Here is an 18,331-nt window from a genome sequence, read left to right as displayed (position 1 = left end):
AGTCCGGCCATTACAGGCCATCACCCTTCTCCAGGTGTTATCACAACTGTGGCGAGGGGGCTCGCCCCCGTTCGGCTGCGAAGCAGTCGCAAAACGGTAAAACGCGGTGTGCCAGGCAATCACCAGTCGCAGGTTTTAGCGCCGCTTCGCAGCGCAACGGGGGCAAGCCCCCTCGCCACAAAAACAACAGCCTTCTCATGCCGTCATTCCTTCACAGGTATCAGAGCTTTCACTCAACACATGCAGATCTGCCCTGGACAACCGGGTACTAGCCTTGAATGTGCGATTGATAACCTCAAGGAAAGCAATGGAATGCCAACTCAACCCAACTCCCACCGCTTGCGTCTGGGCCGATATTCCGAGAGCGGTCGGGCATATCTCATCACCGCCGTTGTTCATGATCGTCAACCGGTCTTTTCGGATTGGCATTTGGGACGCTTACTTGTTGCAGAACTGCGCCGAGCTCATGAAACCAACGTAGTGAACTCCATCGCATGGGTGGTCATGCCCGATCACTTTCATTGGTTGATGCAGTTGGAGGAAGGCAATCTTGGGCATGTCATCGGAGCCATCAAGTCACGCTGCACCCGCAAAGTGAATGAAATCACCGGCCGCCATGGACCGCTCTGGCAAACCGGCTACCACGACCGGGCCATTCGCGATGGAGAAGAACTTCTACCGTTCGCTCGCTACATCGTTGCCAATCCACTCAGAGCGGGGCTTGTGGATAAAATTGGCGACTATCCGCTCTGGGATGCATGTTGGCTGTAAACAGGCAGTCCATACGCCGAGCGTTTTGTGGCGAGGGGGCTTGCCCCCGTTGGACTGCGAAGCAGGCCCATCATTCAGGTCACCTCTGTCGCGTCTGGCACACCGCGATTACCGGATTTGCGACTGCTTCGCAGCCGAACGGGGGCAAGCCCCCTCGCCACAAGTGCTTCAAGCAGCCCGATTAGTTATGTGTCCGTGCATCATTTTGCCCTTCACATTTTTTTCACCCTCGCCAACCACCGTCTAAGCTTGAGTCAAGTCCGATCAATCTGCGTAAATGGATCAGTCGACTATGGGCGCTTTGTGGCAAACCGATTCGAGTAAAACCGTGGTTCCGACTGAACGTGAGGATGAAGCGCCGCCACCTGAAAAACCCCGCCGTTCCAAACACGGATGGGGAGCGTTCTGGCTATTGCTGTTGATCATCGCGATTGTCGTGGGGCTGGCGGCTGCGAGGGAAATGCGTACCTCGAAATTCCAGGCCCGGGAAGTCAGCAAATATGCAGCGTCCCTGAGCTTTGAGCTCAAACCCGGCCCCAGCGATGCGATCCGCTATCCGGGCGACGGTCCGTTCGATCGGCGCCTGGGCTACAGCTCGCTGGATGAATTCCTGCCGCGCCTGATCAAGCGCAATTTCGTCGTTGAGGCGCAAACCCGCTTTTCTCCGGCGCTGTTGAAGTACAGCGACAAAGGCCTGTTCGTGCCTTATGCCGAGAAAATCCAGGCCGGGCTGTCGATCACCGATTGCCGCGCAGCGCCGCTGTATCAGTACAACTATCCGCAGCAGCTTTATTCAACCTTTGCCTCGATCCCGCCGGTAGTGGTCAACAGCCTGCTGTTCATCGAGAACCGCTTTCTGCTGGACCCCAGGCAACCGCTGGCCAACCCGGCGGTGGACTGGCCGCGGTTCGGCATGGCGGCGTGGTCACAGGTGGCCAAGCTGTTTCACGTACCCGGCCAATCCGCCGGCGGCAGTACCCTGGCCACGCAACTGGAAAAGTACCGGCACTCCCCCGATGGCTTGACGGTCAATGGCGCGGAAAAAATTCGCCAGATGATTTCCGCCACCGTACGCGCCTATCAGGCCGGGCCACAAACCCTCGAAGCCAGGCAGAACGTGGTTCGCGACTACCTCAACAGCGTGCCGCTGTCGGCCGTACCGGGCCACGGCGAAGTGCATGGCATGGCTGAGGGCTTGCGCGTGTGGTATGGCTCCGACTTCAACAAGGCCAACGAAGTCCTGACCAGCACAGCAACGGACCCAAAAACCATGGCGGAAAAAGGCCTGGCCCTGCGTGAAATGCTGTCGCTGATGATCGCCCAGCGCCGCCCGTCGCATTACCTGACCAAGGGTCACGATGAACTGGCCGACCTCACCGACAGCCATATTCGTCTGCTGGCGCAAAACAATGTGATCGACGCTCAGTTCGCCGCCGCCGCCCTGGCCAGCAAATTGACCTACCGCGACTGGGCCACCCAGCCGACCATTCAACCGATCGAAGCCAACAAGGGCATCAGTGTCGCGCGCAGCCGCCTGGCCGGCATGCTCAATCGCCCGCTGTATGACCTCGACCGACTTGACCTGTCCGCCACCAGCACCCTGCAAGGCGAGTTGCAAGCCGAGGCCACCGAGTACCTGAAAAAACTGGCTGACCCCGCTTTTGCCACGCAAATCGGCCTGATGGGCGAACGCCTTCTGACCCCCACCAGCACCACCCAGGTTCGCTACAGCTTCACCCTGTTCGAACTGACCCCGGACGGCTCGCGGGTACGGGTGCAGACCGACAGCACCGACCAGCCATTCGACATCAACGAAGGCAGCAAACTGGAGCTGGGCTCCACCGCGAAAATGCGCGTGCTGACCACCTACCTGCAAATCATCGCCGAGCTGCACGACAAATACGCCGGCATGACCGTCCCGGAACTGAAGAAAGTCGACGTGCCGGAGCAGGACCGCCTGAGCCGCTGGGCGGTCGATTACCTGATCGAAAACAAGGACCGCGACCTGAAAAAAATGCTCGGCGCAGCCCTGGACCGCAAATACTCCGCCAGCCCCGGCGAGGCGTTCTTCACCGGTGGCGGCCTGCACGTGTTCAACAACTTCCGCAAGGAAGACAACGACCGCATACCGACCCTGCGCGACGCCCTGCGCGAGTCGATCAACCTGCCGTTCATTCGCCTGATGCGTGACCTGGTGCGCTACACCACCTACTCCGGCCCGAACAGCAGTGCCGTAATGCTCAAGGACGACCGCGACCCGCGGCGCCAGGAATACCTGGCCGAATTCGCCGACCGCGAGGGCACTTCGTTCCTGCTCAAGTTCTGGAAGAAGTACAAGAACAAAGACACCCAGGACCGGCTCGAGACCTTCCTCGACAGCATGCGCCCGACCCCGATCCGCCTGGCCGCCGTGCACCGCTACCTGCTGCCACAGGCCAGTCAGGCAAGCTTCAACGCCTTCGTGCGCTCGCACCTCACCGGCGCCAAGCTCACTGAAAAACTCACTGACGAGCGTCTCGTGCGGCTCTACGAGGCCTACGCTCCCGGCGCCTATGACTTGCCGGACCAGGGCTTCATCGCCAAGGTTCACCCGCTGGACCTTTGGCTGATGGGCTACCTGCTCAATCACCCCGACGCCAAGTGGGGCGACATTGTCAAAGCCAGCCAGTTCGAACGCCAGGAAGTCTACAGCTGGCTGTTCAAAAGCAGACACAAGGGTGCCCGCGACAGTCGCATCCGCACCATGCTGGAGATCGAAGCATTCCTCGACATTCACCAGCGCTGGCAGAAAGTCGGCTATCCGTTCGATCACCTGGTGCCCTCACTGGCGACCGCCATCGGCAGCTCCGGCGACCGTCCGGCAGCATTGGCGGAACTGATCGGCACCATCCTCAATGACGGTGTGCGCATGCCGACCCTGCGTATCGACAGTCTGCATTTCGCGGCCAACACACCGTATGAAACCAAATTGATCAATGACCCGAACGTCGGCAAACGGGTCATGCCATCCGAAGTTGCCACGGCCATGCGCGAAGCCTTGTCGCAGGTGGTGGATGCCGGTACGGCGAAACGGGTGTCCGGCAGTTTTGTAACCCCGGATGGCAACCCGTTGGCCATGGGCGGCAAAACGGGCACAGGGGACAACCGCATTGAAGCCATTGGTTCAGGCGGGCGGATTCTGAGCTCCAAATCCATCAACCGGACGGCGACGTTTGTCTTCTACATTGGCGATTCACACTTCGGCACCCTGACCGCATTCGTGCCCGGGCAAACAGCCGAAGCCTACAAGTTCACCTCGGCGTTGCCGGTGCAGGTGCTCAAAGGCATGGCACCGATTCTCATGCCGTACCTGCAACCTGGCAGCAAAACAGGTTGCTTGCCGACTGATGTCGCGCGGCGTTAACAAAACCATTACGTCGTGCGGCGGTAATTAACTATTTTCGGCATGGATAATTCCAATGCATTGAGAGCAAAGACACTGTTCAAGCAACAATAATTCAGACTTTTACTTTGAGCCTTGGGCGTTAGGCTGATGACTCCCATTAACACTCAAGGTTTATTAACAACATGCCTGACTTACAAGGAAGTACGTCGACAACCGACCATAAAGGCCGGCACTACGAATTGATCAAAAACCGGATTCATCCGGTCTTTCAAAGCACTTCATTGCGAAATGTCCGGGAACTGGGCCGCGTCGAAAAATCGCCCGCGCCCTGGCTCAAGACTGCCACTGCACTCGATCAATCCCGCTTACAAAAAGCCAGCCTCGAACTCTGGTCTTCCCGCAACAAGGTGGATCGGTTTCTCGACCCGTTGCAAAACGTTTATGAATTTGCCGAGCCCCTACTCACCGATGCGTTGAAGAAACTGGATATCGATGTCGACGTTAAAAAAACGTATTTGCATCTTTATCTGCCCAAAGAACAGCCCTGGTATGTCATCGATACGTCCGGAGGTGTCGTCGCCCGCACTGTTTCGCTGATCGACGCCGCACTGCACAACTTCGCCCTTGGCGAAACCTGCGAACCGGACTCCGATTACATCAGCCAACCCGATCAGCATGGTCAGTTCGTTGTCTTGCCTATCAAGCACAAACTCTCCATCGCAAGGTTTCAGGCGTTGTGCCGTGAGCTGGATATCGGCGCCCACTACACCCGATACCTGGAAGAACAGTTACTGCCCCGTGATGGTGCCGCAAAGTATTTGCTCCAAAGCCGTATCGTTGAAAGCGAGAAAGCCGCTTTCAGAGCCGCCGTGGAACAGGCAACGATGGCCGGCGATATCGACGCCGATGCCCGCGACAGGGTCATTGAAATGCTGGAGGGCCAGCGCAACACCACCTGGAAAGGCAAGCCGGTGCAATTTGCCGACCTGTCCATTCTCGACATCCCCTTGACCGGCATCGTACTGATCACTGCGGACCTGGAGCAATCGCACCAGGTGATGCCAGTGATCGCTTATGTGCCGCAGGATCCGCAGCACCCGCTCAAGCAATACCCCTCGACCGTCGCGTTCATGAACGAATTGACGCGCCAGTTGCGCGACGACGCGCTTATCGCGTCCACCGGGATGACGTACCGCCAGTTCTTCAGCCGGTTCATCGACCATTCGCAACGCGGGCATTTCTTCGGCGGGCTGCAACAACGCCTGTTCGAGGTCAAATGGCATCGAAAGGAAACGTTCGATCCGGGCCCAAGCTGGCGGGATGTGCCGATCGATAACCCGCGTTTGAGTTTCGACATCGAGCCAATCACGGGCGAACTCTGGGTACATCTTTATCAAAACAAACTGAACAAGATCCTCAATGACGCGCGGGACATCGCCGTGTCGACCGCCGATACCGATCGCAAGGCCCGGTGGGCCTGGTGGGACAACTTCAAAAAAATAGCCTCCGATATTTTCAATGTCGCGCTGTTGATTGCCACGCCGTTCGTTCCGGGGCTGGGCGAACTCATGCTGGCCTACACGGCGTATCAACTGACCAGTGATGTCATTGAAGGCGCTGTGGACCTGGCCGAGGGACTATGGGCAGAAGCCGCGGATCACATTGTGGGGGTCGTGACGGACGTGGTTCAACTGGCCGCGTTTGCCGCCGGGGCGAGCATCGCCGACGCGTTCCGGCTCAAGGTTTCTACAGGGATCGAGAGCCTGCAACCAGTGAGCTTGCCCACCGGTGAAACCCGCTTGTGGCACCCGGACATCGAACCCTACGCCCATCCTGACCTGTCGCTGCCAACCGATTCCAGGCCCGACCGGCTCGGCCTGCATCACCATCAAGGCCAGGATATTCTTCCTTTGGAAGGTCGCCACTATGTGACCCGCAAAGATCCGCAAACTGCACAGTATCGACTTGAACACCCCACTCGCCCCGAAGCCTATGCGCCGAAACTGACCCATAACGGTCGCGGCGCCTGGCGTCATGAAGGGGAAAACCCGTTGACCTGGGAGGGCCCGAAGTTGATGCAACGGCTGGGGCACATGACCGATGGCTTGAACCCCCAGCAACTGGAAGACATCCGCCTGATCAGCGGCACCGAAGAAGACGCACTGCGGCGCGTGCATGTCGAAAACGCCGAGCCGCCGCTATTGCTGGAAGACACGGTAATCCGCTTCCGGACGATGGAAGATGTCGCCGCCACGACCACGCAGATTCGTTCGGGAAGCCCGATAGACCCGTCATCGCACTGGTTCGAGCAACTGATCACCGAACTGCCGGGCTGGCCGTTCGACCATGCCTTGAGGGTATATGAACGATCCGACCTGCTCGGCGCGTCCCGCCTGTACGGCAACGCCAATGCCCGGCCGGAACGGACGTTGAATATCGGGCTGGCGGATGTAATGGCAGGCAAATTGCCGGAGCGGGTCGTCAGGTTTCTCGATGAGCAACAGCTCGAAGCGCTGGTCGGACCGGGACTCTCCAGACAGGCGAAGGTGCAGCGCCTGCGTGATCGCCTGGCCAACCAGGTCGAAGGGCGCAAGGCCGACATCGCGGATTACATCTATCGCTCGCGCGCGCGCAGTACCGATCGACGCGTTCAGGTCATGCAGCGGCAATACCCTGAACTGCCGACGATCATCGCCGAACGCCTTGTCGCTAATGCCAGACAAGACGATCTGCGCATCGTTGCCGAGCAGCAGCGCCTGCCGCTGGACCTCAAAAGCCGCGCCCGTGAGTGTGCTTTTGAAACCCGCGCGACACGGGCCTGTGAAGGCTTCTACCAGAACGAACGACTGACAGCCGACACCGAGCGCCTGTCGCTCAACGCGCTGCGTTTGACCAGTGGGATCTTGCGCGATCTGCGCCTGGAAATACGTGACGGCACCGCCGACGGTCCTTTGCGTTGCAGTGTCGGTCTTGACGATGCGCTCAATATTCGAATGCTGTTACGCGACGAACATGGCCGTTATGAAGTTGTTGATGGCCACCATCGCAAGCTTTCCGATGCTGTCGACTTTTATGAAGCACTCCTGGGTGCCATGCCCGAGCGGGCTCGCCGTTCATTGGGCTATGGGCTCGGCCAGGGGCAAGCGTTCAAGCAGTGGATAATGGTCAAGTCCCGGCCACCGGCCGAACGCCGCACGCTCTTGCTGGAACCCTCCATTCGTCCGGTGGCGGAGCTGGAAACGAGCCTGATGTTGCGCGGCCCCGTATTTTCCAGAGAGCCAGTCACCGTCGAGCAAGCGCTAAAAAAACTGCATCCACACCTGAGCGAATATGAAGTCGATAATCTTGTCCGCTCAATACCTCCTGGCATCGATCCTTTTCAGTGGATAAAAAATCAAAAACAACGACTCATAGAACTGCAAAACATCCTTGACGCATGGAAGGTAAAGCACACGCCGTTCGAGCCCGATAACACGTTCCTTGCGCCCAAGGAAGTCATTTTTATCGCTGATCGCCTGATGGAATGCTTACAGCGAAAAGCTCGGGTATTGGGTGAGCGCAGTACTCACTTCGACAAGGGTTATGCACTGGACTTGTCCACTGAATTACAAAGTATGAACCTGGAGCCCTGGTGGAAAAAGCTGCCAGACATCCGCCCTTATCTTGAACAGATCAGCACCTTGAATCTGGATGGGACGCAAATCTCGCCGGACTCCACGGGGTTATTGAAAAATTTTTCCCGGCTACGCCATCTGAGCGCACGTCGCTGTCAGCTGACCCGCTTGCCAGACAATGTGGCCAGCATGCACCTGCTCGAAACCCTACGGCTGAGCCACAATCATATTGCGCTGAACACCAAGGCGGTCGAGCAATTGAAGCATCTGACACGCCTGCAGACCTTGCGGCTCGACAACAACCCGCTGGGCCAGCCGCCCAATGTCGAGCGCATGCCACGCCTGAAAGTGCTCAACCTTTCAAACACCGGGATCGATGCCTGGCCAGACGGACTGCTGAGCAAACATCGTCCAACGGGTTTTTTTCTTGATCTGCGGAATAACCCGATCAAGACCGTCCCCACTGTCGTCAACGGATCAAGGCAAGCACTTCTAGTGGCGCGCGCGCGGCTGGACATCGACTCCTTGCACGATATCCAGCGCCAGCTCCTGTTCCAGTACCGCGATTCATCGGGCTTGCCGCGCCAGAACACCTATGCCCCTCTGGCCGCCAATGCGCGCGCCAAATGGCCGGTCGATGATGACTCCTCGCTTTGGGGTGCGAACTCGCCTGGCCTGGGGACTTACAGGGCCCAGGCCTGGGACAATCTCATGAATGAGCCGAACAGCGAAGGCTTCTTCAGAATCATCGATAGCCTGACCCATTCGGCCGATTTCAGAGCCGGTGGAGCTACGCGCAAAGCCTTGTCCCGTCGCGTCTGGGAACTGATCGATGCGGTGGATCTGGATACGCCACTGCGCGAAAAACTGTTCCAGACCGCCGAGCAACCCACCACCTGTGCCGATGCCAGCTCCGAAGTTTTCAACAACATGGGCGTGCAGGCGCTCGCCTCACAGGCGTATGCGTATTCGACCTACGCCGGCGAACTGGAAGCCCGGCTGGTGAAATTGAGCAAGGGCGCCGCGCGTTTGCAACGGGTCAACGACATCGCCCGGGCCGATGCACTTTCACGCCCGAGCAGGGCCGAAGAAGTGGAAATTTACCTGGCGTATCAAACCCGCCTGGCATTGCGCCTTGGTTTGCCCTGGCAATCCGAGGACATGCTTTACCGGCAGATCGCCGCCGTGAGCGACAACGCCATCGAACAGGCCTACACCACCGTGTTGGCGCTGGAGGAAGGGGACGGCTTGCTTGACGCCATGCTCGAGCAGCCGTTCTGGGACCGGTACCTGCGCGAGACCCATGACCTGAGATTCCGTTCAGATGATCGGGCGTTCGATGAGAAGTTGCGACTTCTCGAACAACGCAGGGAAGCTGGCGAAATCAATGAGCAGGCTTACTCGCAAAGCGTCAACGCGCTGGCCGATGAAAAACTGCAACTGGGACGAAGCCTGACCCGAATGCTGCTGGATAAACACGCGTTGTAAACGGGTAACCGGCTCCTGAAGTTCCGGCAGTTGCCCTGCCTTCAGGAGCCTTGCGGTAATTGCCAAACGTCACACATCCGAGTCCCAGATAACGGTGATGTTGCCGCTGAACGTGTCACTGAATCCAGGGCGGAACAACAAATCGATGGAAGCCTGGGTCATCTCGAAACGCAACGACCCGCCTTTTCGATCCACATAATGCTTAGGCTGAAAAGGTCCGCGCGGAACGTCGACCTGCAGATAAAACTCCTTGACCGGCACATTGTTGAGCTCGATCCCGTTGGGCAGGGTGAGTATTACGTTTACGACAGCGCTTTCACCGTTCGGACTCCGAAGAGCGCATGCGAGCACGTCCGCTTTAATGCAACGCAACGTGACTCTGAACATCGACGAAGCCGAGATGTAAAACAGTTGGTCGGCGTAGATACGGGTCGGCTTGCGACCGCTCTCGATCCAGGGTTGCCAGCCGCCTTCGGGCTGCAGCGCGACCTTGTTCCCACCCGGTGGCAGGTCTACCTTGAGCGTGTGCTGAACATCCAGTACGAAATCGAGGTCCAGCGAAGTTTGGTCCGGCGCCATCGCTTGCCCCATATCGAAGTCTCCACCCCGCCCGACGGAATACGCCAGCGACCCGGTGTAAAGCCCAGTCGACATGCCCATAGGATTGGGCGTGCGCAGCTCATAGGCAAAATCGAAGTACTCGAACGCCATGGCTGGAATTTGGAACGCGGGTACCTTGGTACACGCCGCTTGCACTGGCGTCTTCCAGAAAAAACTATAGGACTTATCGCTGTAGCTTCCTACACCGCTGTACAGACAAGGCGGGGCTGCGTAATCCCAGCTGCCGCCGATGCCACCGATCCAAAGCTTTTGGTGACCTTCAAGTATGTCTGTCACCCCCACCAGACTGGCGGCTGAATGACTCAGTGAATATCTTGAACCCATGCCAGTGATGCGTATTTCGACGGTTTCCGTTTCCTGGGTATCCCGATTGGTGACGGTCAGCTGCCGCCAATCGGCAGGCGCTTTCACCCCTACACCCGAGAGGCCGGGAGAGATGGGGCGCGTGGAGTTGAAACGAATCGGCACCTGGATGCTGAACATCTTTTTGCCCGCGCATTCGGTTGGATGAATCGCGCAATATCCGCTGTTGGGCGTCGTGTTGATGAACATGTTCCTGTTCGGTTGCGCAGGATCCGGCCTGAACAACGCGCGGATCTCCTGGTTCGCCGCCTCTGCCGAGGGCACGCACAGCGTCATCAGCAACGCCAATTTACCGGTCAATTTTTTCAAACATTCCATTCGTGTCATTCCCGATAGATTCGATACTGGGCGCTTCATTCTCCCGGCACTCTGGCGTTGAACAGCAGCAAGACGTTGCCGGCGTAATCACCCGCGCGATATCCGCCGACTGGCTTCACCGGGTCGATCTCCAGCGCCACCCGCTTGCCCGCCGCGGCTTCTTCCCGAGACACGACCTGGCGCATGACAGAACTCAGTTCAACGCCGTTGAACCTGACCCGCAGTGCGATGTCGTCGTCCGGCCTGCCATTCGACAGGTAGGGCGTACTTTCCAGGCGCGCTTCAATCGCGCTGGTGTCGTGGCGCACATCGAAATCCTTGCGCAGACTGCCCAAGGTTGATGTGGGGTAGCTCCAGAGCAGTGGCTGCGGCCGATGAATCCAGTCCGGTTCGGACGGAATGATGTAGAAAGCCCGACTCGGAACCGTCAGCGACACTTCGAACGTATGCTCTTCGCGAGCGGCCCAACTCATGGCGCTCATCAGTCCAGTGATTGCCATCAGTACGACGACGGCGCCTTGCTTGCTCATATTCATTACCTACCCCGCCCATGGAAGCAGCCGTTAGCGGCTAACTACCTTCAAGTCCTGTTTACGTTCGCCTTCGAGCAACTTGAAACGGTATTCACGGCCCTTTTCCTTGTCGAAGCCGAATGATTTACCCGCCAGAACATGGTGTTTAGTGGTGGCTCCACAATCGCTCTCCTTGCTCAATGAACAGTTTTTGAACTCATCGATGACGAGCACCGAGTTGCCGTTGTTGCGCAGTTCGTAACGGCTGTCGGTTTCAGTGATGGCCGTTTCGAAACGGGCGTCTTTGGGTCGCACGAAGAAGATCGTGCCGAACCCGGTCATGACGTTGACGCCGGCGCTCAGGGTCTTTTTGTAGTCTTCGCGCTCTTCGCCGCTGACCACGAATTCGTCCTCCTTTTCCGGCACCACCGGCACGAAACGCACGCGGAAATAACGTTCGCGGTCACGTTCACCCATGTACAGCAGGCGAGTGCCCTGCATACCCTGCGCCGGCACGATCAGCCGCGCGGGGCTGGCCATCAGGCCATTGCGCGACGCCTTGTCAGCGGAGGTCTCGATCGGGATTTCCCGAGATGTACCGTCAGCGTCATACACGATCTCCAATACGTTGACCTTGACGAATGCGGTGCTGTCACCGCTGTTGAAGACCCGCTTCAGGTAAGTACTTTTGTCGCCATCCAGATAGTCATAAACCGTGCCGACATTGATTTGCGGCCCGGCGTTAGCCGCCACGCAAAACACACTGAGCATCGACAGCAAAAACAGACGTGTCATGTTTTCAATCTCACAAAATTCGAAAATGGAGGGTTGCGGAGGTTCACACTTCCGAATCCCAGATAATGGTGATATTGCCCCTGAGCGTGCCGCTGAAGCCGGGGCGTATCAGAAAGTCGATCGCGTCCCGCGGCATCTCGAAACGCAGCGAACCTGGCTTGCGATCCAGATAGTGACCAGGCTGAAACGGGCCTACCCAAACGTTATTCAACAACGGGGTCTGATTGACCGCCCCACCACCGGGGCCGGTGATGCCCACGGGTAGACTTAGCCGTGTCTCGACCTGTGTGCTGTCGCCGTTTTCACTGCGCAAATAACAGCGAGTACCGCCCAGCGAATCGCACTGCATCATCACGCTGAAGCGCGAGGTCGCCGAAATGTAGAAGAGTTGATCGCGGTAAATCCGCGTCGGCTGGCGACCGCTTTCGATCCAGCGGTTCCAGCCGCCTTCTGGCTCCAGCGCCACTTTGTTTCCACCCGGTGGCAGGTCGACCTTCAGGGTGTGCTCTACGTCCAGGTTGAAATTGAGCGTCAATACCGAGTCGTCCGGCTGCATGATGTCCCCCATGTCGAAATCCATTCCGGGCCCGACGGTGTAGGTCAGGTCACCGTAGTATTGGCCCGAAGACATTTTCAGCGGGTTGGGCGTACGCAGTTCGTAGCCAATCTGCACCTGCTCATAGGTAAAGCCGGGGATGCGGTAATTGGCCCGGGCGGCACACACGCTCGTTCCGGACGTCAGCCAGAAGAACGTTCTGGCGTCTGGCCACGCATACATGCCTCCGGTACTTCTGCACGGCGATGGCGGTGCCCAGGTCCAGTCGCCCAACAGGCGTATATGCCAGCCGGGCCATGTCGTGGGCTCACCTTCGCCCACCAGGTTTTCCGCCGTATCGGAAAGAATGTAGCGGCCTCCGATCGAGACGATCCGCACTTCGACCTCGGCCTCTTCCTGCGTGTCGGCATGCCGCACACTAAGCCTTCGCCAGTCCCCCGGAACCCGAAACATCGGGGCCCTGCGCGGGTCGTTGTGCCCGGCCTCGATCGCACCGACAGACCGAAAGCCGATCGGTGTCAGCAGAGAAAACAGTTCTCTCTCCTTGCAGAACGCAGGTTGATTCGCGCAATGCCCGGTGACGGGCGTCATGTTGATAAATTCGTTGTGCATCGGGTTTGCCGGGTCGGGGCGGAACACCGCGCGGATATCCATGGTTGCGCCCGATACCGGTTCACCTGCCAGGCTCAACAGCAGCAACACCGTCAGGCCCCCCAGTGAACGTATAGACCTTTTCATCCTCAACCCGCCTTCTGCTCGGTGAAGGTGATATCGGCCAAGGTGTCCGGCGTACACCGCAGGTCACCGATCATCAGCACGTTGTTTTCACTGCGATGCCGGTCGGCATCGAGACGGAACTGGCACAGCAACTGGTTGCCCTGACGCACTTCCAGCGTCGGCGAACCGGCGTTCATTTCCATCGAGAAGAAACCATCGACCTCCGTCACGCCACGACTGGCGTGGTTGATCACATGGTGACCCTTGAGCGGCTGCCCTTGCGAATCGACCAGCCGGCCCAGCACGGTCAGGGTTTTCATCACCCGCACCTTGCGGTACTCGACCCCACCCTTGTTCAAGTGATAACGGGTGCGGGCCGGTTCGATGGTGGCCGCCGGCACATGGTTGCCTTCGAAATCGAAACTCACCGAGCTGTTCTGGTACGCGGTGATCGGGATGAAGTTGCGTCCCGGCTTCAGCGCCGCGCTGCCGCCGCTGTAATCGTCGGCGCGCAGGGCAATGTCGTCGATGTCCGACTCCACATCGACAATCAGCCCGGCACCACGCATCTCATGCTGGCTGGTCAACACCATCTGCTGGCCGCCGAGGACCAGGGTACTGTCCAGGTTGAGGCCGCCGGTAAAATTGCCGTTGAAGGACGATCGCTGAACGAAACCATCACCATTGATCGCGTCGGTACGAAAGTTGGCGAGGCTGGAAACGCCGACGCCGTAGGTATCGGTGAGCGCCGTCACCGAGACGTTTTGCAGCACGTGATCTTTCAGGTCTTTGCGCCAGCCAATGGAGGCGTTGTTGTCGCGACCGCCGTCTCGGGCCGTGCGCGAACCGATGCTGCCGCTGATCTGCTGTCCAGGTGCGCCGAGTGCCAGGTTGATGCTCAGGTCGACGCCGCGATTGCGGTCGTTGCCGCTGCTTAAACTGCCTGGCCGATCGAACAATGACAGCCGCCAGTTGCCATCGCTGCCAAACAGGTTGGTGCGCTGGTTCCAGCCCAGATCGAGGCCGACGCCTTCGACGTTGCCCTCGCTGTGGGACACCCGGGCATTGATCGTGCTTTTGCTGTTGAGTCGATGATTGAGTGCCAGCGAGGAGTTGCTGGTCTCACCGACGAATACGTTGCGTTGCCGTATCCGGGTGCCATCCGGCAGGGTTTCGTAAAGGTTGGTGGTGTCCAGCCAGCTGCGGTTGTGGCTGATCACCACGCTGCCGGCGCCATAGCTATAGAGGCTTTGCAGGTCCAGACCGGTGCCGTGGTCCTGTGTCTGGTAGACGTTGGCGTACAGGCTGAGGTGATTGGCCAGGGTCCAGTCGACGGAACTGCCGTATTGCAGTTTTTCGCGAACCTGGCGCGCCGACAGCCCTAGGATAACCCGTGGGTGCGCCAGGTAATTGACCGAGGCCCCGGCCGTGGTGCTGCCGCTGGACTGCTGATTCCAGTTGCTCCACAGTTTGCTTTCTTCCCCGGCGAACAGGTTGTAGCGCCAGCGCTCGTCGAGGTTGCGCCAGTTGTTGGGCTTGTACACCAACTCTTGAGTGCTCGAGGTGATCTGTCCGTCCTCGATCAGGCGCACTTCGACTTCATAGATCCCGCCCGGCAGCGGCCGAGTGTCGAGGGTCTGCAAACCGGCGGGCACCGACTGGGTATTGATCAACAGACCGTCGCGGTAGATTTCCACCGAGCCCTGGCGGTTGGCCGTGACGTAGATCGGATAGACGCTGGGCATCGGACTGTTGATCGCCAGGCTGTCGGAGCTGCCATACATGACGCCGATAGCCGTGTCGGGACTGGTGCCGAACGTGCGCGGCTGACGGGTCAGTCCTTCGGAATTGGGGGTGAAATAACCCAGACGAAAGAAACTGCCTTGCAATTCGCGCTGGGTGTAAAGCTCATGGACCGCGTGATAAAGCTTGTCATCCGGACCGCCAAGACGGGCCAGCTGCATGTTGAATGTCTGGCTCCAGTTGCCCAGGCTGGCGCTGGCTTCAAGACCGAAGCGTCCGCCCAGATCCTGTTGCTGGCCACCGTTGAGATTGAGCTGGTTGCGTACCATCAGACCGCTGCTGCCGCCATCAGGCTGTTCGTAATAACGCTTGTCCTCGACGTCGCGCTCAGCATTTTCGGTGAGGATCGAGACGAGGGAGTTTTCCAGGTTGTAATGCACGGCCAACACCTGATCCGGACACGAACCGGTGCACGTGCCCAGCGGCACACCTGGCTTGAGATAACTGGCCCACTTTTCCCGCTCGGCGGGGCCGAAGCGGTTTTCGCTGGTGTCGGTAAATTCAAGCAAGGTAATGCGATCATCGCGAGACAACACCACCATGGCCTCACCCAGCGGTTGCTGATCGAGTTCCACCCGAACAGCCAGAGGCACATCAAAGAAATGCTCCTCGAAATCTGCCGGCAGGCCTTTGGCCTGGGCCAACAGACTTCGCGGTGTCGTACCGGCGGAGGAAACGGGAGCCGCCGCTGCACTGGCACAAAACAACAGCGCAAGCGCAGCCGCGATGGGTGTCATCGGGAACATGAACTCTTACTCTGGTTACGAACGGGTTGGAGTCCGGCGGACAGGCCGGTTGGCTTGTCCGCCGGTTAACGCCACTTGAGCAGTTAGCGTTTGTTGCCTTGAAGTTCGATCAACGCGTGGCGACCGGAGCAACGGCGTCGAAGGTCATTGCGACCACACCGGTGTAGTCACCCGGCTGGAAAGTTGTGCCCTTGGCGGTGATTTTCAGCGGCGCGCGGTAGTTCGCGTCGGACTCGGATTCACCCACGACCAGTTGTGGAGTGAGCGTCAGTTCCTTGTTATTGAACTCGACTTTCAAATCAATCGACTGAGCACCGGAGATCAATTTAGGTGCACTTTCCAGACTGGCGTGAACCGAGCCGTTATTGTTGCGCACATCGAAGAAACCATTGACTTCTCCCATCTTGCCAGTGGCTGGCTGGAAGCTCATGTCCTGATCCTTGTTGACCAGATCAGGGTCGGTTGGCACTACATAGAAGCCATTGGTTGGCACGTGAGCGATGAGATTGATCGAGTGAGCAGCCTCGCCCGCGGCGAAAGCCATGGAGGATTGGAGAGCCAGAACAGCCAGTGGGGCAGCGATTGCAAATTTCTTGAACATCATTCAGTACCTGTTTTCTTTTAAAGGATCGGTCCATTGAAAGTTCACACAGCTCATAGCCGTGAAGGCCGGTGGCTGTAAGCTTTCAACGCCGGGGCATGATCGACTTATCGCTCTGGAAAGTAAGCAGGCAACTTCCTATGAGCTCGTAGTTCAACTACCTCATGACCAGAAAGACAAAACCGCAAAAAATCAAAATATCAATCAGTGACTGTAAGTTATGCCCTACATACAGTTTTATTGAAAATAACCATACAGCGGTTCTAGCCAATTAACATGGGGACTTTTACGCCCTTTAGAATATAAGCTCAAAAACTTTAGAGTAATAACTTTAAGATTCTTGAATAACCGGGTGTACGTAGAAATAGAGGCAGGCGGTAGGGGTTTTTCGATGGATTCCATACATTTTGCTACGCCACCGCTCGTCGGCATGAGGTCGCCCCGCACGGAAAACGCCTTGATTCAGACTAAAGATATATCTTAAGTTGTATCTAAACACGACGAGAGAAGACGAAATGAGAGACCATCATTCCCCCCATCGCGAACACGGTGACGGCCGCGACGGCTTCGAGAAACGCCCCGGCCGCGAACGCGGTGGTCGCGGCCCACGGGTATTTGCCCCCGGCGATCTGAAACTGCTGCTGCTGGCGCTGATCGCCGAACAGCCGTGCCACGGCTATGACCTGATACGCCAGATCGAAGGGATGTTCGATGGCGCCTACAGTCCCAGTCCCGGTGTGATTTACCCGACGCTGACGTTCCTTGAAGAAAGCGAAATGATCCAGGGTGACGCCGAAGGCGGAAAAAAACGTTACACAATCACCGACGCCGGACGTCTGTCCTTGAGTGAGCAGGCCGTTGCGCTGGATGGCGTTCGCATGCGCATCGAGGTGAGCAAGCGCTCGTTGCGAGGCCATGATCGTCCACCCGAAATCCACGAGGCGGTGCACAACCTGCGCCACGCCCTGCAAATGCACCATGGCCGCTGGAGCCCGGAAGAAATCCTGCGGGTACGCGACTTGCTCAACGACACGGCCAAAGCCATCGTCGACGGCCCTGCCGTTCAACCCGTTCAGGAGAGCGCCGAATGACTGAAGTGATCACCACCATTGCCCGTGTCATGCACGACATCAAACGCCGTCGTCTGGAAGTGTTGCGCGTGGTCGACCTGACCCCGCGCATGCGCCGGATTACCCTGGGCGGCCCTGAATTGGCAGGTTTCATCAGCCTGGGTACGGACGACCACGTCAAACTGCTGTTCCCGCAAAACGCCGAGCAAGCTGCGACCCTGGAAACCCTGGTGCCGGGCGCCGGCAAGGACAGCGGTCCGCTGCCTGAAATGCGCGACTACACCCCGCGCCGCTACGACCTCGAAAAACTGGAACTGGACATTGACTTCGTGTTGCACGGCGACGGCCCGGCTTCGACCTGGGCCGAGCAGGCCAAACCCGGCCAATTCCTGCACATCGCAGGGCCGCGTGGCTCGATGATCGTGCCGGACATCTTCGACAGCTATTTGCTGATCGGCGACGAAACCGCCCTGCCCGCCATCGCCCGGCGCCTGGAAGGCCTGGCGCCCAACCGCCATGCGTTGGTGATCGTGGAAGTGGAAAACGGCAAGGAGCAGCAAGTGCTGCACAGTGCGGCCCAGGTCAATGTGATCTGGGTGTTGCGTGAAGTTGGCAAGGACAATCTGCTGGCCACCGTGCGCCAGATCCAGGTGCCAACCGGCAGCCTGTACGCGTGGGTGGCGACCGAGAGCAAAGTGTCGCGGCAGATTCGTCGGGCGTTGCTCGATGAGCATGGGCTGGAGGAGCAGTTCGTCAAGGCGGTTGGGTACTGGAAATTGGCTGACAGTGGCGAGGAATAAAGATCATCCATGGTGAGCCGAATGTTCTGTGGCGAGGGGGCTTGCCCTAATGCCAGTCAGTTAAGGGATCGACCAGCACTGATTAACGCGTGGCGAGGGAGCTTGTCGGATCGCCGCACCGTCCCGCTGGACTGCGCAGCAGGCCCATTTGTTGGGGCCGCTTCGCTGCCC

Annotated in this window: 11 protein-coding genes; 5 read left to right on the top strand and 6 right to left on the bottom strand. The window is 58.4% G+C overall.

Going from position 1 to position 18,331, the window contains the following annotated elements:
• Positions 1 to 312: 312 nt before the first annotated feature.
• The 3 genes from KW849_RS14930 to KW849_RS14920 all read left to right on the top strand — a co-directional run bounded on the left by KW849_RS14930 (position 313) and on the right by KW849_RS14920 (position 9,258).
• Positions 313 to 771, top strand: coding sequence for a transposase (locus tag KW849_RS14930; protein ID WP_218430097.1), 459 nt, complete (start codon positions 313 to 315; stop codon positions 769 to 771).
• Positions 772 to 1,063: 292 nt separating this feature from the next.
• Positions 1,064 to 4,174, top strand: coding sequence for a transglycosylase domain-containing protein (locus tag KW849_RS14925; RefSeq protein ID WP_218430096.1), 3,111 nt, complete (start codon positions 1,064 to 1,066; stop codon positions 4,172 to 4,174).
• A 164-nt stretch (positions 4,175 to 4,338) separates the two neighbouring features.
• Entirely contained in the window at positions 4,339 to 9,258 is a 4,920-nt protein-coding gene (locus tag KW849_RS14920) for an NEL-type E3 ubiquitin ligase domain-containing protein (RefSeq protein ID WP_256357240.1), read from the top strand.
• 69 nt (positions 9,259 to 9,327) lie between these two features.
• Here the strand turns inward: KW849_RS14920 and KW849_RS14915 are convergent, their stop codons facing one another.
• The 6 genes from KW849_RS14915 to KW849_RS14890 all read right to left on the bottom strand — a co-directional run bounded on the left by KW849_RS14915 (position 9,328) and on the right by KW849_RS14890 (position 16,293).
• The gene (locus KW849_RS14915; protein ID WP_256357239.1) at positions 9,328 to 10,560 is read right to left on the bottom strand and encodes a hypothetical protein; all 1,233 of its coding nucleotides are present in this window, start codon (positions 10,558 to 10,560) and stop codon (positions 9,328 to 9,330) included.
• Between the two features lie 35 nt (positions 10,561 to 10,595).
• Positions 10,596 to 11,090 carry a CS1 type fimbrial major subunit gene (locus KW849_RS14910; protein WP_218430095.1) on the bottom strand — a complete coding sequence of 165 codons (495 nt, stop codon included), beginning with the start codon at positions 11,088 to 11,090 and terminating at the stop codon, positions 10,596 to 10,598.
• Between the two features lie 33 nt (positions 11,091 to 11,123).
• Positions 11,124 to 11,867: a molecular chaperone gene (locus tag KW849_RS14905; RefSeq protein WP_218430094.1), complete on the bottom strand. Its 744-nt coding sequence runs from the start codon at positions 11,865 to 11,867 to the stop codon at positions 11,124 to 11,126.
• Positions 11,868 to 11,910: 43 nt separating this feature from the next.
• On the bottom strand, positions 11,911 to 13,161 hold the full coding sequence (locus KW849_RS14900; protein ID WP_218430093.1) for a hypothetical protein: 1,251 nt from the start codon (positions 13,159 to 13,161) through the stop codon (positions 11,911 to 11,913).
• A gap of 2 nt (positions 13,162 to 13,163) precedes the next feature.
• Entirely contained in the window at positions 13,164 to 15,689 is a 2,526-nt protein-coding gene (locus tag KW849_RS14895) for a CS1-pili formation C-terminal domain-containing protein (protein WP_218430092.1), read from the bottom strand.
• Between the two features lie 109 nt (positions 15,690 to 15,798).
• A complete protein-coding gene (locus KW849_RS14890; RefSeq protein ID WP_223531167.1) occupies positions 15,799 to 16,293 on the bottom strand; it encodes a CS1 type fimbrial major subunit in 495 nt (164 codons plus the stop codon).
• 512 nt (positions 16,294 to 16,805) lie between these two features.
• On the opposite strand from KW849_RS14890, the gene KW849_RS14885 reads away from it, so the two are divergent.
• On the top strand, positions 16,806 to 17,381 hold the full coding sequence (locus KW849_RS14885; RefSeq protein WP_218430091.1) for a PadR family transcriptional regulator: 576 nt from the start codon (positions 16,806 to 16,808) through the stop codon (positions 17,379 to 17,381).
• Positions 17,378 to 18,160: a siderophore-interacting protein gene (locus KW849_RS14880; protein WP_218430090.1), complete on the top strand. Its 783-nt coding sequence runs from the start codon at positions 17,378 to 17,380 to the stop codon at positions 18,158 to 18,160. The genes KW849_RS14885 and KW849_RS14880 overlap by 4 nt, the downstream gene beginning before the upstream one ends.
• The last annotated feature ends 171 nt before the right edge of the window (positions 18,161 to 18,331 follow it).

It is taken from the genome of Pseudomonas sp. PDM26, assembly GCF_019219185.1.
GTDB lineage: Bacteria > Pseudomonadota > Gammaproteobacteria > Pseudomonadales > Pseudomonadaceae > Aquipseudomonas.
The sequence above is the reverse complement of the archived record's forward strand: the minus strand, read 5'-3'. Positions and strand labels throughout refer to the sequence as shown.